Source organism: Pseudomonas sp. TE12508 (assembly GCF_056279485.1).
Genome location: NZ_JBWCCN010000003.1, coordinates 248,654 through 266,298, shown reverse-complemented (window position 1 = coordinate 266,298; position 17,645 = coordinate 248,654). Strand labels below are relative to the sequence as shown.

Here is a 17,645-nt window from a genome sequence, read left to right as displayed (position 1 = left end):
GCGGGCTTGCTCGCGAAGGGGCCGTCACATCCGACATTTCTATTGACTGACACTCCGCTTTCGCGAGCAAGCCCGCTCCCACATTGGACCTGTGTTGCATCAAGCTATTTAATTTTTAAATACCGCTCCAGACTTTCTGATTTGCGGCCTCCGGGGCTCGCGCGCCTAATCGGCTCCTTGTTTTTGAAGGTCCGATTATGGAAAACGTTCGCGCAACCTCCCGCCCTGCCTTCTGGCTGATGTTCGGCATCATTCTTGTCGCCCTGAACCTGCGTCCATCCATGGCCGCTGTCGGTCCTTTGCTATCAGCCATCCGCGGTGATATCCCGCTGAGTTTCAGCCTGGCCTCGCTCCTGACAATGTTGCCAGTCATGGCCATGGGACTGGCGATGTTCTTCGGTATCGGTGTCAGTCAGCGGCTGGGCGAGCAACGCACCGTGGTGCTGTCGCTGCTGATCATCGGCCTGGCCACGGTGTCGCGGCTGTTCCTCGATTCTGCGGCGGAACTCATCTTGAGTGCCGTGTTGGCTGGCATCGGCATTGCGTTGATCCAGGCGATAATGCCCACCCTGATCAAGTCCCGTTTCAGCGACAACGTTTCCGTGTGCATGGGCCTCTACGTGACGTCGATCATGGGCGGCGCGGCAATCGCCGCGTCGTTTGCGCCGCTGGTGATGACCCGCACCGACAGTTGGCGAGTGGGTTTGGCGATCTGGGCGGCGCTGGCGCTGTTGGCATTGCTGTTCTGGTGCGCTCAACGCTCGGGAATGCCTGCGCGGGATGCCAAATCGTCAGGCAAAGAATCCTTTTTCACCCATTCCCGCGCCTGGCTACTCGCAATCTTCTTCGGTCTCGGTACGGCGTCCTACACCTGTGTGCTGGCCTGGCTGGCGCCGTACTACGTGGAAAAAGGCTGGAGCGAACAACAGGCCGGTTTGTTGCTGGGCTTTTTGACGGCCATGGAAGTGTTGTCGGGTCTATTGGTTCCCGCCATCGCCAACCGCAGCCGAGACCGGCGCCTGGTGCTGGTGGTGTTACTGACGCTGATCATGGCCGGTTTCTGCGGGCTGATTCTGAGCCCGCAACACCTGAGCCTGCTGTGGCCCTGCCTGCTCGGACTGGGCATCGGCGGGCTGTTCCCGATGAGTCTGATCGTGTCGCTGGATCATCTGGACAATCCCCAGCGCGCGGGCGGGCTGACTGCCTTCGTGCAGGGCATCGGTTACCTGATTGCCGGCCTCTCGCCGCTGATGGCCGGGATAATTCGCGATCAGCTGGGCAGTTTCGAATGGGCCTGGTGGTCACTGACCGGCGTTATGGCGTTGATGATTCTGATGGCTCTGCGCTTCGATCCGCGGCATTACGCCAAACACATTCACTGACCCGGAAACCCCATCATGAAACGCACAGGTTTTGCTGCGGCTCACGTCGGCATGCTGCTCTGGGCACTGTTGATTGCCGTCTCGTTTTCCGCGGCAGCCCAGGTCAGCCAGGCCATCGACCCGATTCTGCTGACCGGTTTGCGCTTGCTGTTTTGCGCCCTGGTATTTTTGCCCCTGCTACTGTTCAAGGGCGATACCGCCATGAACATCCAGGGACTGCTCAGCCACGCTGTACTCGGTATGCTGCTGGCGCTGTATTTCGGCTCATTGTTCGAAGCACTGCGCTACACCTCGGCGGTCAACACCGGAACGATGTTCACTCTGGTGCCGTTGCTGACGCTGCTGTTCGAAGCCTTCCTGATGCCCGACAGCAGCCTGAAAAAGCGCGTATTGCCCATGCTGACTGCCGCAGCGGGTGCCGTGCTGCTGGTGTTAAAAGGTGCTGGCCCCGATGAGCTGCCGTCGTTGTATGCGCTATCGGTGTACGGGATCGGTTGTTTGGCGATGGCGCTCTACTCGCCCCTGAGTCAACGGCTCAAGACCAATAGCCTCAAGGGTCGCGGCCCGGTGGGCATGACCTTCTGGAATATGCTGTTTGGTGCGCTGTTTCTATTGGCGTTCTGTGGGTTCAGCGGCGGCTGGCGATCGGCTTCGTTACTGACCGCGAGCGATCTTTGGTGGTTGATGTACCTGGCACTGTTCGCCACGCTGGCGACCTTCTGGCTACTGCATCGAGCGATTGGCGTCATCGCCCCTTCCTCGGTCATTTCCTACATCTACCTGAGCACTCTGTTCATCACGCTGTTCCACTGGTTCTGGCTACGCGAGTCACCACTAGCCCTGGAAATCATCGGCGCATTACTGGTGTGCATCGGCATGTTGGCGCTGCTAATATCCAGCCGCGACGCGATCCCCGCGCAGCCATCAGCGTTAAAGGCCTCTGGCCAGCTTTCAAGAGATTGAATTCATAGGTCGTGTTCGCAACATTTTCTGTCCCACAACTGACCATGAAAAATCCTACAAGGCATTCTCTTGGCACCATCGTTCCGTTAGGATCGTTCGCACACGTTTGCGCACAGTCAGCGCAAGGAGCACAGCGAGACAGAACGGATGCTGAACAGTAACTTGCTTAGAAAGCTCGATATGCAGGACCTCATGGTGTTTGTCGCCGTGTATGAGCAAAGCAGCGTCACCGGTGTGTCGGAGGCGCTCTGCGTCAGTCAGTCCACCGTGAGTTACTGCCTGAAAAAACTGCGCACCAGTTTCGAAGACGAATTATTCATCAATACCCGTATGGGTATGCGCCCCACCTACAAAGCCAGCACCATGCATACCCATGTGCTGAAAATCCTCGAAAGCATCAACCTGTGTCACGCCGGGATACCGACCTTCGACCCGACCTTGCAACCGGTCACCTTCAATATCTGCGCGCCGGAGTACTTCGAGCAGTTGATCCTGCCGCGCCTGTTGAAGAGCTTCGATTTTGCCGACCTGCCAGTGATGGTCAACATGCACAAGTTCGAAACCGACATCCCGGCCGAAGAACTGCGCGACGGCAGCCTCGACCTGGTGATCTGTTTCGGCCCGAATTTTCATCGCAGCCACACCGATTTCAACTCCAGGAGGCTGCTGGAAGATGACTTGGTCTGCGTCTTCGACAAACGCGCCACGCCGCTGGAACCGCGCTTGAGCCTGCAAGCGTTCACTCAACGCCGGCATGTGTTCCCGACGCCTTGGACATCTACCACCAATATGGTCGACGGTTGGCTTGCTCAACAGGCCCACAAACGACAGATAGTCGCGCGATCCAACAGTTATAGCGCGGCGCTGAAGATGATCACCGGCACCGATTTCATCCTGACCTTGCCTCGACGCATCCAGCAATTGCTGGCCAACGAGGCAATCTTCAATCACTGCGAAGCGCCCAACGGCTTGCCGGGCTTCACCCTGGACATGCAGTGGAGTCAAAGCGTCGATCAGGACAGCGCCAACACCTGGCTACGCGAGCAAGTGATCAAAGCCTGCGCCGAGCAGGAAATGGCCTGAAACTCAGTGGCCGATGGCGGTCTTGGTGTAGGACTCTCGATCGATATCGAGGATTTCAACACACAGCTGGACCTCAACTTCTGCCGGCCACTCACACACATCCTGCACCACGGCCAGCAGGCTTTCAGACAACTGCTTTTTGATCTCCGGCGAACGACCGCTCAACAGCGCCAGCTTCACATGCACGAACGCCCGCTCGCCCAGTGCCGTGCCCACCTTGAAAGTCTCGACCTTCACTGCACGAGACTTGATATCGAACTCAGCACCGAACTGGCCGGACGCGACCAGCGCGTTGTTGAGTCGCATCAACGCCACATCGGCATTCAACTCGGGCAAGTTGGCGGTGTATTCCATGTGCAGGTGGGGCATAACGGGGCTCCTGAAGATTGGTAGAAAGGTCGTACATATAACACAGAGCCGCCCTACTCACTGGGACGGCGCAAGAGTCGCACGCTCACTCATGAACGCCTCCAGACGCGAGCGCAGCCAGCGTTCGGCCGGATCGCTGTCGACATGACTGAGCCAGACCATGGACAGGTCCAGGGTCGGCGTCTTGAACGGAAACGGCTCCTTGAACAGTTGGCCGGACGCGGCCATCGCCTCGGCCGTGTAATCCGGCAGGCTGGCGATCAGATCGGTGCCGGCAAGCAAGGCCGGCAACGAGCTGTACTGCGGAACGGACAGCACTACCTGGCGTGTACGACCGATCTCCGCCAGCCATTCATCGGCGTAGCCACTGACATTCGCGGTATGGGACACCAGCACGTGCGGCCGCGAGCAATATTCATCAAGGGTCAGCGGTGTGTCCGAGGCGTCTGCGCGCAAAATACTGGGCTGGATGTGTCGCAACAATTTGCGCTTGGCGTTGGCCGGCAGGCCGCGGGTCTGGCTGATACCAACGGTGATATCACCAGACGCCAGCAGGTCGGGAATGCGCCAGTAGTCGACATGCTGAACCACAAACACCACCTTCGGCGCTTCCTGGCGCAAAGCACGCAGCAATGGCGGCAACAGGCCGAACTCGACATCGTCCGACAGCCCGATGCGAAACGTCATGGTGCTGCTGAGCGGATCAAAATCATGGGTCAGGCTCAAGGCCACCGACAGCGAGTCCAACGCCGGTGACAGGTGCTGAATAATCTCCTCGGCCCGCGCCGTCGGCTCCATGCGATGTCCGACCCGAATGAACAGCGGATCGTTGAACATCGTCCGCAAGCGGTTCAGCGCCGCACTGATGGTCGGCTGACCGAGGAACAGTTTCTCCGCCGCCCGTGTGACGTTGCGTTCGAGCATCAATGTCTCGAACACCACCATCAGGTTGATGTCGGCCTTGCGCAGTTCATTGCGATTCATCCATTACCCCCCGATCCCAGACGGCGGACAGTTTAGGGAGGTCTTGCGATCGGCGTCTATGCAGGTTGGCAAATGACCCGATCCCTAAAAATCCGCGGCACTTATACGAGCGTTCGGAAAAAAAAAGAAGCTGCTCTGACTGAGCAGCTTCACCGCCCTGGAGTCTATATCTCCTTGACCGGGGTCTGATCATGAGTCCCTTTGATCAAACTGATGGCATGCACGCAATCAGACTTGTTGACGTAAGCCTCCCCACTGGCAATCGTTTCATGGTTCCCCGCCCGCAAACGCCAGCGCCATTGGCCCTTGCCAGTTTGTGCGATACCACGGGTTTGCCTGTAAATCTCAAAATACATTGATCGCTCCTTGCGACTGCTGATTACGACAGGTCAGTGACCTGCAGAACCAGAGTAGATGAGGAATTTTTGCGGCAATGTCTTTCAATGTGAGGGGATATTTCGAAGATAACTTCTTGATTCACGAAGCGATCAACAAATACAGGGGGTGGTAATTAAAGCGACTCAGCGGAGGTACTTTTCTTGGGAACAGGCATATTTTTCTTACGCTGTTGAGCTGATTTATCCGACGCTGAAAACCTGAGGCAAATGCAGTGAAAGTGGCCAGTCGGAAAAATCCGCGTAAACGAAAAAGCCCCGTAGATTTTCATCTACGGGGCTTTTTCTATGTAATGGCGGAGAGATAGGGATTCGAACCCTAGGTACCGGTGAAGGTACAACGGATTTCGAATCCGTCCCATTCGGCCACTCTGGCATCTCTCCAACGGCGCGCATCATAACAACACTTTTGCCGGAAGCGAACCCCCTAAGCGAAATTTTTCCGTGCTATCAGATGCTTGCGTCGATTACAGCGGTACGCCCAGACGATTGGCGACTTCTTCGTAAGCTTCGATGACGTCACCGAGGCCCTGACGGAAGCGGTCCTTGTCCATTTTCTTGCCGGTGGCCTTGTCCCACAGGCGGCAGCCGTCCGGGCTGAACTCGTCGCCCAGGACGATGGAGCCGTCGGAGAAAACGCCGAATTCCAGCTTGAAGTCGACCAGCAGCAGGCCGGCGTCGTCGAACAGTTTGCTCAGGACTTCGTTGACCTTGAGCGACAGTTCTTTCATGCGAACCAGTTGCTCGGCGGTGCCCCAACCGAATGCCACGACGTGGGATTCGTTGATGAACGGGTCGCCCTTGGCGTCGTCCTTCAGGAACAGTTCGAAGGTGTAAGGGTTGAGCTTCATGCCCTCTTCAACGCCCAGGCGTTTGACCAGGCTGCCGGCGGCGTAGTTACGCACGACGCACTCAACCGGGATCATGTCGAGCTTCTTCACCAGGCATTCGTTGTCGCCCAGCAGTTTGTCGAATTGAGTCGGCACGCCGGCTGCTTCGAGTTTCTGCATGATGAAGGCGTTGAACTTGTTGTTCACCATGCCTTTGCGGTCGAGCTGCTCGATGCGCTTGCCGTCGAACGCCGAGGTGTCGTTGCGAAACAGCAGGATCAAGCGGTCAGCGTCGTCGGTCTTGTAAACCGATTTGGCTTTGCCGCGGTAGAGTTCTTCACGTTTTTCCATGATGGGCTCCGCTTGCTAAGTAGGTGGGCTAGGCGATGTGTCGCCAGTCGAGCCCTGAATCTTGATCGGCCAGTTGCAGCCAGTCCGGGTCGCACCCGAGGGTGTCGACAAAACATTGCCGGGCCAGCTGCGGCAGGTTGTTCTTGCTGCTCAGATGGGCCAGGACCAGGTGTTGCAGGCCTTGCCAGCCCAACTCGGCCACCAGGAATGCCGCCTGATGGTTGTTCAAATGTCCCAATTCACCGCCCACCCGCTGCTTGAGAAAGTACGGGTAGTGACCGCGAGCCAGCAAGTCACGGCAATGATTGGACTCGATCATCAATGCATCGAGGTCCCGATAGCCGTCCAGCACCTTGTTGCAATATGAGCCCAGGTCGGTCAACAAGCCGAAACGCCGCTGACCGTCGCTGAAGACATACTGCGTCGGCTCCTGTGCATCATGGGCCACGGCAATGACGCCGATGCTCAGGTTACCGATTTGCAGTTGCTCGCCGCCAGCCAGAAAGCCTGCGGGTTCAATCGGTTTGCGCATCCCGCGCAGGGTCCCGCGACTGAGGTAGACAGGCAGATTGTAACGCCGAGACAGCAAACCCACGCCATGCACGTGGTCGGCATGTTCGTGGGTCACGAGTATCGCGCTCAGCTGCGAAGGGTTCACACCCAGTCGCAGTAGGCGTTTTTCGGTTTCCCGCAGGGAGAAACCACAATCCACCAGCACATACGTGTCGTCGCTGGCTATCAGCGTGCCGTTCCCTTGGCTACCGCTGCCGAGAACGGCAAAACGCATGTGATCAGCCCAGGTTGTCCTGAATCACGCTCAACACTTTGCGCGCCACTTCTGCTGGCGCCACGGTGTTGATGTTTTTCTCGACGGTGACTTGCACGTTCTCGCCAACCTTGCTCAGGCGAACCTGATAACGCTCGGCGCGGGCTTCAACTTCTTCCTTGTCCGGCTTGCTGCCGAACAGACTGCCGAAGAAACCTGGCTTCTCGTCCTTCTTCTCGGCTTTTTCGGCGAGGTTGATGTAGTACAGGCCCAGGCTGCGGTTGATGTCTTCAACACGCCATTCGCCCTGCTCCAGCGCACGACCGACACTCGACCAGGCACGATCCAGATCGGAACCGACGTTGAGCACCGGGTTGCCGCTGCCATCTTCGGTCAGGCTGACACGACTTGGCGTATCGAAATCACGAGAGGCCAGCATGGAGACCGAACCGCCCTTCTCCGAGGTGCGGCTCATGCTTGCCAGCATGTCGTCGACCAGTGCTGCGTCCAGGCCGGTGTTAACCGAACGATTGGTGAAATCCACATTGGCGGTGCTGCCGGCAGGACGCTCGGCGCTGACCACGTAGACTTCACTGGTGTTGCGCTGCACGCCTGGTTCGATACGCACCCGCACACGGCTTTCACTGTCGGCGCCGACACCGGCTGCGCTCAAGCGCTTGGCCATTGCTGCGGACAGTTCGTCGGAACGCTGCCAGGTGGTGGTGAATTCGCCAGTTTGCGGGCGTTGCTCGTCCAGACGGAAACCGTTGTCCTGGAAGAACTGCACGGCCACGGGCCAGACTTCGGCCGGTGGGTGCTGGGCCATGACCCAACGCGAATCGCCGCTCTTCTGCAGGGTGTAGTCGCTGGCATCAGCCGCGGCCGACAGCGGCTGCGGACGAGGCACGATGTATTCGCCCTTGGCGGTGTCGTCAGCCACGTTGCGCGGGATCGGCAACAGCGGATCCAGACGCTTGGCGGTGCTGACGTCCGGTGGCAGTTGCATCGGTGCAGTCTGTTGCGCTTCCAGGTAGTCGCTACCACGGTCACGGAAATAACCTTCCGGGCCCCAGATCCATCCGCAGCCACTGGTGCTGGAGATAATCAAGGCAAGTGCGGAAAGTCCGGCCAATCGCTTCATGCGTAGTACTTCCTCAATTAAACCAGGACGCCGGACTGGCGCATGGCCTGCCGCAGCGGTTCGTGACAGGCAGCGCTGAGCCAGGTGAGCGGCAGACGGATACCGTCCGGCATCAAGCCCATTTCATGCAGTGCCCATTTCACGGGGATAGGGTTGGATTCGATAAACAGGGTTTTATTGAGCGGCATCAGCTTTTCGTGGATCGCCCGGGCTTTGACGGCATCACCGGCCATGGCCGCGGCACACAACTCGCTCATGGCGCGCGGTGCGACGTTGGCGGTCACCGAAATATTGCCCTTGCCGCCGAGCAGCATCAGCTCGACCGCGGTCGCGTCGTCACCGGAATACACCAGGAAGTCGCTGCTCACGCCGGCCAGGATGTCCTTGGCGCGCTGCAGGTCGCCCGTGGCTTCCTTGATGCCGATGATGTTCTTCACGGTCGACAGGCGGATCACCGTCTCGGCCTGCATGTCGCAGGCGGTACGGCCCGGCACGTTGTAAAGGATCTGCGGGATGTCGACGGCTTCGGCGATGGCCTTGAAGTGCTGGTACAGGCCTTCTTGCGTCGGCTTGTTGTAATAAGGGGTTACCAGCAGGCACGCGTCGGCGCCGGCGTTCTTCGCGTTGGTGGTCAGTTCGATCGCTTCGCGCGTCGAATTGGCGCCCGTACCGGCGATCACCGGAATACGCCCTGCAACCTGGGCAACCACGCGACGAATCACTTCGATGTGTTCGTTCACGTCAAGCGTGGCCGACTCACCTGTAGTGCCGACCGCCACGATGGCGTTGGTGCCCTCTTGCAGGTGGAAGTCCACCAGTTTGCTCAGGCTGTCCCAGTCGAGACGACCCTGTGCATCCATGGGTGTGACCAGTGCCACCATACTGCCCGCAATCATGCAACCGCTCCTGCCGGAAAAAGAGAGCGGTAATGGTACTGGCGCCAAGATGCTTGTACAAGCGAAGTACTGCGCTGCTGCCATTCCCCTTGGCGCTGCTTTTCGCTACCCTTCAGACTTTGATCGGTACTGATAAGCTCGTACGCCGCGTTCCAGCCTCCATTTTCGGCATCACAAGCCCCGATCCAGCGTTGCCACCCCTCGCTCTCGCCACTCTGGAGCACGTCGCAACCTTCGGCCGGGTTTTCTGAATTCGCATCCGCAGGCTCGTCCCGGTAAAAAAGCCCATAAAAGTATCGACCGCTCATCGCTTTAGGAATGCTGCATGTCCACCCCCACAGTTCGCGAACAATTCCTTGTCATCAGTGCCCTCGGCGCCAACCCCATGGAGCTGACTAACGTCCTGTGCCGCGCCAGCCATGAAAACCGCTGCGCCGTGGTCACCTCTCGCCTGACGCGTCATGGCGAATGCAGTGCGTTGATCCTTGAAATCTCGGGCAGCTGGGACGCCCTGGCGCGCCTCGAAGGCAGCCTGCCAGTGCTGGCCAAACGGCATGCCTTTACCGTTAACGTAGTCCGCAGCGCTGCCCTGGAGAACCGTCCCCAGGCCCTGCCATACGTTGCCTACGTCAGCTCGGCCTACCGCCCGGACATTATCAACGAGCTGTGCCAGTTCTTCATGGATCACAACGTCGAACTGGAGAACCTGACCTGCGACACCTATCAGGCCCCGCAGACAGGCGGCACCATGCTTAACGCCACGTTTACCGTGACCTTGCCGGCCGGCACCCAGATCAGCTGGTTGCGTGACCAGTTCCTGGATTTCGCCGACGCCATGAACCTGGACGCACTGATTGAACCGTGGCGCCCACAAAACCCAATGTAAGGAAGCTTTCATGGCCGTAGCCATCGACCAACCGGTTGCCGACTTCGAAGCACCCGCCACCAGCGGGCAATCCGTCAGCCTCGCGGGCCTCAAAGGCAAGCAAGTGGTGATTTACTTCTATCCGAAGGACAGCACGCCGGGCTGCACCACCCAGGGTCAGGGTTTTCGTGATCAGCTTGACGCCTTTAAAGCCGCCAATACTGAAGTCTTCGGCGTGTCTCGCGACAGCCTGAAATCCCATGAAAACTTCAAAGCCAAACAGGCTTTCACCTTCGAGCTGATCAGTGACAAGGAAGAAGCGCTGTGCCAGCTGTTCGACGTGATCAAGCTGAAGAAGCTCTACGGCAAGGAATACATGGGCGTTGATCGCAGCACGTTCCTGATCGACAAGAACGGCGTGCTGCGTCAGGAATGGCGCGGCGTGAAGGTACCGGGGCATGTGGATGCGGTTTTGGCTGCTGCTCAGGCGCTGAACAAGGCCTGATTCATCTAGTGCCTGTTCGGACGCCATCGCGAGCAGGCTCGCTCCCACAGGATTTGCGCAAACTTTGTGGGACCGAGCCTGCTCGGGATGGGGCCATCAGCCTCACCGCATAACCAGTACTGACCGTTAAAGCAGCGGCGCCACCACAGGTTCCTTGCGCGGCCAGGCATCCAGCACAGCCTTGAACAGCGTCGCCAGGGGAATCGCAAAGAACACCCCCCAAAAGCCCCACAACCCACCAAACAACAGCACCGCGCAAATGATCGCCACCGGGTGCAGGTTGACCGCTTCCGAGAACAGCAGTGGCACCAACACGTTGCCGTCCAGTGTCTGGATGATCCCGTAGACCGCCATCAAATAGATGAACTGATCGCTCCAGCCCCACTGGAATAGTGCAATCAGCAGCACTGGCACGGTCACCACCACCGCCCCGACGTAAGGCACCACCACCGACACACCCACCAGCAACGCCAGCAGCGCCGAATAGTTGAGCCCCAGCGCCACGAAGGCGATGTAAGTCACGCCACCGCAAATGAAGATTTCGATGACCTTGCCACGAATGTAATTGGCGATCTGCCGATTCATTTCCTGGGCGACCCGGGTAATCAGCGCCCGCTCGCGCGGCAGATAACCGCGGACCCACTGGCCGATCATCTCCCGGTCCTTGAGAAAGAAGAACACCAGGATCGGCACCAGCACCAGGTAGATCATGATGTTCACCAGCAGCGGCAGGCTCGACAACGAGAATGTCAGCGCCCACTGGCCGAACTTGCCGATCTCACCTCGCGCCACTTCGATCGCCTGCAGCACTTGCTCATCCGACACCAGATGCGGATAGCGCTCGGGCAGCAGCAACAGCAGCGACTGCCACTTGGCGAGCATGCCGGGCAATTCGTTGAACAGCGTGATCAATTGGTGCCAGAGCAGTGGTACCACGATGATGATAAAAACCAGCAACAACCCCATGAATAACGCGAAAACCAGCCCCACCGCCGCGCCACCCGGCACGCGCAGGCGCTCGAGGGTCACTACCAGCCCCTGCATCAGATACGCCAGCACCATACCGGCCAGTACGGGCGCGAGCATTCCACCCAGGGTGAGCACCGCGGTAAATGCCAGAAACAGCAGCACCGCCAGCACCACGGCTTCTTCATCCGAGAAGTAGCGCTGAATCCAGTCGCGTAACACCTTGAACATCAATAATCCTTAGAAACGAACGCAGCAGGTTTCAGGCTTTTTTCAACCAATAGCGGTAAACACCCGCCTCATCTTCTTCACGAAGCAGCGTATGACCGGCCAATCGGGCAAAGGTGCGAAAGTCGCGCTGGGAACCTGCATCGGTGGCGATCACCTTGAGTACCGCACCGCTGGCCAGTCGGTTGAGCTCCAGTTTGGCTTTGAGCAACGGCAACGGGCAATTCAGACCGCTGGCGTCCAGTTCGGCGTCGTGGGTTACTGTGTCAGTCATTGAATCACTCCGGGGCGGGGGTTAAGCCGCTTAGAATATCTGGTCCCAAGCGTAGTGTCCGGCTACAGTAAGGTCTTTGTCGACTAAGGCTTTGTGCATGACTTTTTTGCGCCCTACCCTGCTGACGCTCGCTTGCCTGCTCGCCTCACCGGGCTTCGCCGACGACTTGCCGTCACTTGGTGACGCCAGTTCTGCCATCGTCTCGCCGCAACAGGAACACCAATTGGGCCGTGCCTGGCTGGCGCTGTTGCGCAGTCAGGTGTCGCAGCTCAACGATCCGCAGCTCAAGGATTACGTCGAATCCAGCGTCTACCGCTTGGTAGAAACCAGCCAGGTCAATGACCGGCGCCTGGAGTTCATCCTGATCAACAGCCCGCAGCTCAACGCTTTTGCTGCGCCGGGCGGAATCGTCGGCGTCAACGGTGGCTTGTTCCTCAATGCCCAGACCGAGGGCGAATATGCTTCGGTAATGGCCCACGAACTGGCTCACTTGTCGCAGCGTCACTTCGCCCGCGGTGTCGAAGCGTCGCAACGCATGCAAGTGCCCATGATGGCAGCACTGCTGGCTGGCATCGTGATTGCCGCGGCCGGTGCAGGCGATGCCGGGATCGCAGCCATTGCCGGTACTCAGGCGGCGGCGATTCAGGAGCAACGACGCTTCTCGCGCCAGAATGAACAGGAAGCCGACCGTATCGGCATCATGAATCTGGAAAAGGCCGGCTACGACCCGCGCTCGATGCCGACCATGTTCGAACGGCTGATGCGCCAGTACCGCTTCGACGCTAAGCCACCAGAATTCCTGCTGACTCACCCGGTAACCGAATCGCGGATCGCCGACACCCGTAACCGCGCCGAACAGGCCAAACCGGGCGGTATCGAAGACAGCATGCGTTACCAGCTGATTCGGGCGCGCGTGCAACTGATCTACGAAGAAACCCCAGGCCTGGGCGCCAAGCGCTTTCGGGCCCAACTCGATGAAAACCCGAAAAACGATGTCGCGCGCTATGGCTTGGCAATCGCCCAGATCAAGGGTGGCCAGCTAAATGAGGCTCGGGAGAACCTCAAGCTGCTGCTGGCCAAATCGCCGAACGAGATCATCTACAACCTGGCGCAGGTCGATCTGGACATCACCAATAATCGTCTGCCCGATGCTCAATCTCGGGTCGACCGGATGCTCACTCAATACCCCGGCAACTACCCGCTGAATCAGGTGCGCGTCGACCTGCTGCTCAAGCAGAACCGAGCGAGCGATGCGGAAAAAGCGCTGGAAACCCTGCTCAAGAGCCGACCCGATGATCCGGACGTCTGGTACATGGTGGCCGAGACTCGTGGCCTGTCGGGCAACATCATCGGCCTGCATCAGGCTCGTGCGGAGTACTTTGCGCTGGTGGGCGACTATCGCCAGGCAATCCAGCAACTGGACTTCGCCAAGCGCAAAGCTGGCAGCAACTTCCCGCTGTCATCGCGGATCGACGCACGGCAACGTGAGTTGATGGAGCAGGAACGCATGGTCAAGGACATGATGGGCTGACCGCTTCAGAAACAAAAAATCCAGGTACAAAAAAACCGCCTCTTTCGAGGCGGTTTTTTATTCAGCCGACAACCGGTTTACTCAGCAAGTTTGAAGGTGATGAAGCTGGCGCGACCTTGACGCAGAACCCGCATCGACACCGAGCGGTTCTTCGGCAGTGCCTTGGCAATGTCCGTGAATTCCTTGGAGGAGCCGATTGCCTGGTTATTCAGGTGAGTGATCACATCGCCCGGCTGCAAGCCGATCAGGGCAGCAGGGCCATCCTGAACTTCCTTGATAACCACGCCACCCTTGAGGTCGAGGGTTTTCTTCTGCTCTTCGGTCAACTCGGCCACGGAAACACCCAGGCGATTGCTGCTGCGCTCGACGCTGGATTTAGGCAGGGCTTCCAGCTCTTTGCCTTCCTCAGGGATAGCGCCGACGGTCAGCTCGACGTTCTTGCGTTTGCCTTCGCGGATCACTTCAAGATCGGCTTTCGAGCCAGCCTTCAGCGCGCCTACCAGGTGCGGCAGATCGGCGGACATGACGATCGGTTGACCGTTCATGCTGAGGATCACGTCGCCCACTTGCAGACCACCCTTCGCAGCCGGACCATCATCCTGGATCTGAGCCACCAGCGCACCGGCCGGCTTCTCGAGACCGAACGACTCGGCCAGATCCTTGTTCACTTCCTGGATCACTACCCCCAACCAGCCACGACTGACTTTACCGCCGCTTTTCAGCTGATTGGAAACGTCCATCGCCACATCGATAGGGATCGCGAACGACACGCCCATGAAGCCGCCGGAACGGGTATAGATCTGAGAGTTGATGCCGACCACTTCACCGGCCAGGTTGAACAGCGGACCACCGGAGTTGCCCGGGTTGATCGGCACGTCGGTCTGGATGAACGGCACATAGTTTTCGTTTGGCAGGCTACGGCCGATGGCGCTGACGATACCTTGGGTCACCGTGTGATCAAAACCGAACGGCGAACCGATGGCCACGACCCACTGACCAGCTTTCAGGTCCTGCGACTTGCCAAGCTTCAGAACCGGCAGGTCCTTGCCTTCGATTTTCAGCAAAGCAACGTCGGAGCGCGGATCGGTACCGATCAGCTTGGCCTTCAACTCACTGCGATCGGCGAGGCGCACGAGAATCTCGTCGGCATCGGCAATCACATGGTTGTTGGTCAGGATGTAACCGTCGGACGAAATGATAAAGCCCGAGCCCAGGGATTGCGCTTCACGCTGACGATCGCCACGAGGGGAACGCGGCTGCTGCGGCATGCCCCGTTCAAAGAACTCGCGCAGCATCGGCGGCAAGCCTTCAAGGTCAGGCATTTGTTCGCTGGACACCTTACGGTCCGGCAACTTCTGGGTAGTACTGATGTTAACCACCGCGGGCGAGGCTTGCTCGACCAACTGCGTGAAGTCAGGCAACTCGACCGCTTGCGCAGCGACCGCCTGACCGAGCACTAGCACGGTGGCAAAAATGGAGAGATAAGACTTCAAGCGTGGTATCGACATACGGCTCCCGTTACGACGAGCATGGTTAAGCGATATGGAGCAAGGAACACCGGAAACGATACGCCGGTATTTTTGTTCCGGGAACAACAAACAAGGCCAGAGCCGAGGGGGCTCTGACCTATAAAAAATTTTCGGGATATTTGCAAATGAAAATGCTCGGCAAAACATTTCGAGACATTAATGGCGCGACAGCCATTACCGATCCCCGCTCCAACCAGCCCCAGATGGGCGAGGCTGATCAGCTCACTGCTTGCTGGTAGCCGCGGCATCGTTGCGCATAGACAGCGCAATCCGTTCGGCGGTGCCAATCGGTATTTCACCGACAACGGTCACCATCATCTCGCCTTGCGGTGTAGTCAATCGCCGGGAGACAGCAACGGTTGGCCCCAGCTGGGTACGCGTATCAGTGACTGTTGCGCCATTCAACGGCTCAAGGAATACCGAGAATCGGGCCAGACCGTCGTCGAACATCAGACTGTTGACCTGGGCTTTGGTCTCCGGGTCCTTGTGAGAGGTACTGCTGGTCAGCTCGAAACCTGGCGGTAACCAGTCCGAATGCCAGACCTGCGCAGTTTTGACGGCGGAAGCCTTGTCACTGTCGAGGGTAATGGTTTTGCAGTCAGAACCTGGCTGCAAATCGCTGTCGGAAGGCATCTCGGCAGTGTCCAGTCGGGTGAACTGGAACCGCTCCAGCAGTTGCCCTTTGTCATTGAGCAACAATGACTTCAACGGCAAACCGGTTTCCTTGTCCAGATGCAGCTCAAAACCGTAACGATGCTGATCGCGAGGCTTTAACGACACGATCACCGCCGCACGCCCGGCCACACGCGACTTGCCAATGACGGCAAGGTCATACCAATTCTTTAGCTTTTGTGGATCGAGTGCACGAGCGGTGGAGTTGGGTGAGTCCCCCAGCCCTGCTATCAGGGTGCCGCTCACGCATTGAGTATGCCCATCAATGCGCACGACTTCCTGTGCCGAGCCGTCGAGCTGGAGTAAACGCTCGCGGACCTTGCCATCCTGGACGCGATGCCAGATGTTATGGGTAGAGAAACTACCGTTACGCTCGTAGACGAAAGTACCGTGGAAGCTCTGCGTTTGCTCCGCCTGTCCCAGACGCTTCAGCCAGTCCTGGGCTTCATCGGCGTGGGCTGGAACAACAAACCAGCCGCTGAGCAGAAGCGTAAGTAGAGGTATGGCGCGCATGATCCTCCTTAACGGTTTTCCAGACTTGCTGCACGAGCGTAAGGCAGAGCGCTCTCAGTACCTTTCAATGCAGCCTGTTGAGCATGTTGGCGCAAGTAACCTGGCAGACGCTGATCGTGCCAGCCTGGCTGACCTTGCAATACGCCGTTGGCCATAGGGCCAGTGGCTTCCGAACTCTCATTGTAGCCTGCCAATACAGCGGGACCCTTGACCTGAGGAGCGGTCAGACCCGGTTGACTGGATTGCTGGGCCAACTCGACACCGGCGATCTCGTCCTGGTTATACAGACGAACACCTGCCAGCACGGCAACGGTCACCGAAGCAGCAACTGCCAGACGACCCAGGCTGCGCCATGGACCGCGAGAAGCTTTTGCCGGTACGGCTTCGTCAGCCAGCGCAGCAGAGACTGCCGCAGCGATGTCCAGACGAGGAAGCAACAAATCTTTGTGCATAACTGCCCGAGCGATCTGGTAACGAGCCCAGGTATCGCGGGTTTCAACATCGTCGAAGGCATTCAACACCCGACGCAATTCCAATTCGTCCGCTTCGTTATCCATCACTGCGGACAGCGATTCCTGCAGGGCTTCACGACTCATGGCGTTCCTCTCTTGGCTGTCGCCGCTGTCTCAGTTTTCCTGCAACAACGGCTGCAGGGCTTTATCGATGGCTTCCCGGGCGCGGAAAATCCGGGAGCGCACGGTACCCACCGGACACTGCATGACGCTGGCAATGTCCTCGTAACTCAGACCATCGAATTCACGTAAAGTTAAAGCCGTACGCAAATCTTCTGGCAGTTGCTGAATGGTTCGATGGACGGTGCCTTCGATCTCATCCCGCAGCAATGCACGTTCTGGCGACTCGAGATCCTTGAGGCCATGATCGCCGTCGTAGAACTCTGCATCCTCGGAACTGACATCGCTATCCGGCGGCCGGCGGCCGCGTGAAACCAGATAGTTTTTCGCCGTGTTGATGGCGATGCGGTAAAGCCACGTATAAAACGCGCTGTCTCCGCGAAAATTACCAAGTGCACGGTATGCCTTGATAAAGGCTTCCTGTGCGACATCCTGGGCTTCATGGGTGTCGTGCACGAACCGCACGATCAACCCGAGAATTTTGTGCTGGTATTTCAGCACTAGCAGATCGAAAGCTCGCTTGTCGCCGCGTTGAACGCGCTCGACCAGCTGCTGATCCTCTTCCTGGGTTAGCATGAACACTCCTCGATAAGCTCGAAGGAGGCTTGCATTACTGAACGACCAGACTTGCAAACATAGACTCGGGCTTTTCGCAAAAGTTCTCCCCCTCCAAGCAAGTTTCCTGCGGGCTCTGATTTGGCACGCACGAAAAGCGCAGCGCGGGATAACCCGGCTGCGCGAATAATCTTGTCATCGGATTCATCAGCAAG

At 58.2% G+C, this 17,645-nt stretch carries 19 protein-coding genes and 1 tRNA gene; 6 read left to right on the top strand and 14 right to left on the bottom strand.

All coding sequences use genetic code 11. The annotated features are described in order from the left end of the window. Positions 1–197: 197 nt before the first annotated feature. From ACZ9IM_RS05640 to ACZ9IM_RS05630, 3 genes are all read left to right on the top strand, one after another. On the top strand, positions 198–1,382 hold the full coding sequence (locus ACZ9IM_RS05640) for a cyanate transporter (RefSeq protein WP_476223520.1): 1,185 nt from the start codon (positions 198–200) through the stop codon (positions 1,380–1,382). Positions 1,383–1,397: 15 nt separating this feature from the next. After that, positions 1,398–2,345, top strand: coding sequence for a DMT family transporter (locus ACZ9IM_RS05635; RefSeq protein ID WP_476223519.1), 948 nt, complete (start codon positions 1,398–1,400; stop codon positions 2,343–2,345). A 147-nt stretch (positions 2,346–2,492) separates the two neighbouring features. Continuing rightward, the gene (locus ACZ9IM_RS05630; RefSeq protein ID WP_476223518.1) at positions 2,493–3,428 is read left to right on the top strand and encodes a LysR family transcriptional regulator; all 936 of its coding nucleotides are present in this window, start codon (positions 2,493–2,495) and stop codon (positions 3,426–3,428) included. A 3-nt stretch (positions 3,429–3,431) separates the two neighbouring features. Here the strand turns inward: ACZ9IM_RS05630 and ACZ9IM_RS05625 are convergent, their stop codons facing one another. The 8 genes from ACZ9IM_RS05625 to dapA all read right to left on the bottom strand — a co-directional run bounded on the left by ACZ9IM_RS05625 (position 3,432) and on the right by dapA (position 9,160). Then, positions 3,432–3,797: a 5-carboxymethyl-2-hydroxymuconate Delta-isomerase gene (locus ACZ9IM_RS05625; protein ID WP_476223517.1), complete on the bottom strand. Its 366-nt coding sequence runs from the start codon at positions 3,795–3,797 to the stop codon at positions 3,432–3,434. A 57-nt stretch (positions 3,798–3,854) separates the two neighbouring features. Next, on the bottom strand, positions 3,855–4,781 hold the full coding sequence (locus ACZ9IM_RS05620) for a LysR family transcriptional regulator (protein WP_476223516.1): 927 nt from the start codon (positions 4,779–4,781) through the stop codon (positions 3,855–3,857). Positions 4,782–4,945: 164 nt separating this feature from the next. Then, positions 4,946–5,137 carry a YegP family protein gene (locus ACZ9IM_RS05615; RefSeq protein WP_008074435.1) on the bottom strand — a complete coding sequence of 64 codons (192 nt, stop codon included), beginning with the start codon at positions 5,135–5,137 and terminating at the stop codon, positions 4,946–4,948. Positions 5,138–5,470: 333 nt separating this feature from the next. Continuing rightward, positions 5,471–5,560: transfer RNA gene (locus ACZ9IM_RS05610), tRNA-Ser, on the bottom strand. 83 nt (positions 5,561–5,643) lie between these two features. Continuing rightward, complete coding sequence (gene purC, locus ACZ9IM_RS05605; RefSeq protein WP_007898671.1) at positions 5,644–6,357, bottom strand: phosphoribosylaminoimidazolesuccinocarboxamide synthase; 714 nt, start codon at positions 6,355–6,357, stop codon at positions 5,644–5,646. A gap of 28 nt (positions 6,358–6,385) precedes the next feature. Further along, positions 6,386–7,144 carry an MBL fold metallo-hydrolase gene (locus ACZ9IM_RS05600; protein WP_427627699.1) on the bottom strand — a complete coding sequence of 253 codons (759 nt, stop codon included), beginning with the start codon at positions 7,142–7,144 and terminating at the stop codon, positions 6,386–6,388. A gap of 4 nt (positions 7,145–7,148) precedes the next feature. Continuing rightward, positions 7,149–8,264 carry an outer membrane protein assembly factor BamC gene (gene bamC / locus ACZ9IM_RS05595; RefSeq protein ID WP_427627701.1) on the bottom strand — a complete coding sequence of 372 codons (1,116 nt, stop codon included), beginning with the start codon at positions 8,262–8,264 and terminating at the stop codon, positions 7,149–7,151. A 17-nt stretch (positions 8,265–8,281) separates the two neighbouring features. Next, positions 8,282–9,160 (bottom strand): 4-hydroxy-tetrahydrodipicolinate synthase, encoded by an 879-nt coding sequence (gene dapA, locus ACZ9IM_RS05590; RefSeq protein ID WP_007898664.1) that lies wholly within the window; start codon positions 9,158–9,160, stop codon positions 8,282–8,284. Positions 9,161–9,485: 325 nt separating this feature from the next. Between dapA and ACZ9IM_RS05585 the strand changes: the two genes are divergently transcribed. Next, positions 9,486–10,046: a glycine cleavage system transcriptional repressor gene (locus tag ACZ9IM_RS05585; RefSeq protein WP_007898662.1), complete on the top strand. Its 561-nt coding sequence runs from the start codon at positions 9,486–9,488 to the stop codon at positions 10,044–10,046. Positions 10,047–10,056: 10 nt separating this feature from the next. Beyond that, a complete protein-coding gene (locus ACZ9IM_RS05580) occupies positions 10,057–10,530 on the top strand; it encodes a peroxiredoxin (protein WP_007898660.1) in 474 nt (157 codons plus the stop codon). A gap of 126 nt (positions 10,531–10,656) precedes the next feature. On the opposite strand, the gene ACZ9IM_RS05575 is transcribed toward ACZ9IM_RS05580, so the two are convergent. Both ACZ9IM_RS05575 and ACZ9IM_RS05570 read right to left on the bottom strand, forming a co-directional pair. Further along, positions 10,657–11,727 carry an AI-2E family transporter gene (locus ACZ9IM_RS05575; RefSeq protein WP_008074469.1) on the bottom strand — a complete coding sequence of 357 codons (1,071 nt, stop codon included), beginning with the start codon at positions 11,725–11,727 and terminating at the stop codon, positions 10,657–10,659. 31 nt (positions 11,728–11,758) lie between these two features. Then, positions 11,759–11,998 carry a sulfurtransferase TusA family protein gene (locus tag ACZ9IM_RS05570; protein ID WP_008074470.1) on the bottom strand — a complete coding sequence of 80 codons (240 nt, stop codon included), beginning with the start codon at positions 11,996–11,998 and terminating at the stop codon, positions 11,759–11,761. Between the two features lie 97 nt (positions 11,999–12,095). Here ACZ9IM_RS05570 and ACZ9IM_RS05565 point away from each other — a divergent pair, with 97 nt between their 5' ends. Then, positions 12,096–13,529 (top strand): M48 family metalloprotease, encoded by a 1,434-nt coding sequence (locus ACZ9IM_RS05565; protein ID WP_008014851.1) that lies wholly within the window; start codon positions 12,096–12,098, stop codon positions 13,527–13,529. A gap of 77 nt (positions 13,530–13,606) precedes the next feature. Here the strand turns inward: ACZ9IM_RS05565 and ACZ9IM_RS05560 are convergent, their stop codons facing one another. The 4 genes from ACZ9IM_RS05560 to rpoE all read right to left on the bottom strand — a co-directional run bounded on the left by ACZ9IM_RS05560 (position 13,607) and on the right by rpoE (position 17,451). Next, complete coding sequence (locus tag ACZ9IM_RS05560) at positions 13,607–15,037, bottom strand: DegQ family serine endoprotease (protein ID WP_008014849.1); 1,431 nt, start codon at positions 15,035–15,037, stop codon at positions 13,607–13,609. 243 nt (positions 15,038–15,280) lie between these two features. After that, a complete protein-coding gene (locus ACZ9IM_RS05555; RefSeq protein WP_427627709.1) occupies positions 15,281–16,243 on the bottom strand; it encodes a MucB/RseB C-terminal domain-containing protein in 963 nt (320 codons plus the stop codon). A gap of 8 nt (positions 16,244–16,251) precedes the next feature. After that, positions 16,252–16,839: a sigma-E factor negative regulatory protein gene (locus tag ACZ9IM_RS05550; RefSeq protein WP_007898648.1), complete on the bottom strand. Its 588-nt coding sequence runs from the start codon at positions 16,837–16,839 to the stop codon at positions 16,252–16,254. Positions 16,840–16,869: 30 nt separating this feature from the next. Beyond that, on the bottom strand, positions 16,870–17,451 hold the full coding sequence (gene rpoE, locus ACZ9IM_RS05545) for an RNA polymerase sigma factor RpoE/AlgU (protein WP_003172477.1): 582 nt from the start codon (positions 17,449–17,451) through the stop codon (positions 16,870–16,872). Positions 17,452–17,645 lie beyond the last annotated feature (194 nt).

What these genes read in the sequence shown, in the direction of transcription:
- purC (WP_007898671.1), bottom strand. Translation starts at nt 6,357, where the DNA reads ATGGAAAAACGTGAAGAACTCTACCGCGGCAAAGCCAAATCGGTTTAC.
- ACZ9IM_RS05575 (WP_008074469.1), bottom strand. Translation starts at nt 11,727, where the DNA reads ATGTTCAAGGTGTTACGCGACTGGATTCAGCGCTACTTCTCGGATGAA.
- ACZ9IM_RS05600 (WP_427627699.1), bottom strand. Translation starts at nt 7,144, where the DNA reads ATGCGTTTTGCCGTTCTCGGCAGCGGTAGCCAAGGGAACGGCACGCTG.
- rpoE (WP_003172477.1), bottom strand. Translation starts at nt 17,451, where the DNA reads ATGCTAACCCAGGAAGAGGATCAGCAGCTGGTCGAGCGCGTTCAACGC.
- ACZ9IM_RS05615 (WP_008074435.1), bottom strand. Translation starts at nt 5,137, where the DNA reads ATGTATTTTGAGATTTACAGGCAAACCCGTGGTATCGCACAAACTGGC.
- dapA (WP_007898664.1), bottom strand. Translation starts at nt 9,160, where the DNA reads ATGATTGCGGGCAGTATGGTGGCACTGGTCACACCCATGGATGCACAG.
- ACZ9IM_RS05625 (WP_476223517.1), bottom strand. Translation starts at nt 3,797, where the DNA reads ATGCCCCACCTGCACATGGAATACACCGCCAACTTGCCCGAGTTGAAT.
- ACZ9IM_RS05640 (WP_476223520.1), top strand. Translation starts at nt 198, where the DNA reads ATGGAAAACGTTCGCGCAACCTCCCGCCCTGCCTTCTGGCTGATGTTC.
- ACZ9IM_RS05550 (WP_007898648.1), bottom strand. Translation starts at nt 16,839, where the DNA reads ATGAGTCGTGAAGCCCTGCAGGAATCGCTGTCCGCAGTGATGGATAAC.
- ACZ9IM_RS05585 (WP_007898662.1), top strand. Translation starts at nt 9,486, where the DNA reads ATGTCCACCCCCACAGTTCGCGAACAATTCCTTGTCATCAGTGCCCTC.
- ACZ9IM_RS05580 (WP_007898660.1), top strand. Translation starts at nt 10,057, where the DNA reads ATGGCCGTAGCCATCGACCAACCGGTTGCCGACTTCGAAGCACCCGCC.
- ACZ9IM_RS05635 (WP_476223519.1), top strand. Translation starts at nt 1,398, where the DNA reads ATGAAACGCACAGGTTTTGCTGCGGCTCACGTCGGCATGCTGCTCTGG.
- ACZ9IM_RS05620 (WP_476223516.1), bottom strand. Translation starts at nt 4,781, where the DNA reads ATGAATCGCAATGAACTGCGCAAGGCCGACATCAACCTGATGGTGGTG.
- ACZ9IM_RS05565 (WP_008014851.1), top strand. Translation starts at nt 12,096, where the DNA reads ATGACTTTTTTGCGCCCTACCCTGCTGACGCTCGCTTGCCTGCTCGCC.
- ACZ9IM_RS05560 (WP_008014849.1), bottom strand. Translation starts at nt 15,037, where the DNA reads ATGTCGATACCACGCTTGAAGTCTTATCTCTCCATTTTTGCCACCGTG.
- ACZ9IM_RS05630 (WP_476223518.1), top strand. Translation starts at nt 2,493, where the DNA reads ATGCTGAACAGTAACTTGCTTAGAAAGCTCGATATGCAGGACCTCATG.
- ACZ9IM_RS05555 (WP_427627709.1), bottom strand. Translation starts at nt 16,243, where the DNA reads ATGCGCGCCATACCTCTACTTACGCTTCTGCTCAGCGGCTGGTTTGTT.
- bamC (WP_427627701.1), bottom strand. Translation starts at nt 8,264, where the DNA reads ATGAAGCGATTGGCCGGACTTTCCGCACTTGCCTTGATTATCTCCAGC.
- ACZ9IM_RS05570 (WP_008074470.1), bottom strand. Translation starts at nt 11,998, where the DNA reads ATGACTGACACAGTAACCCACGACGCCGAACTGGACGCCAGCGGTCTG.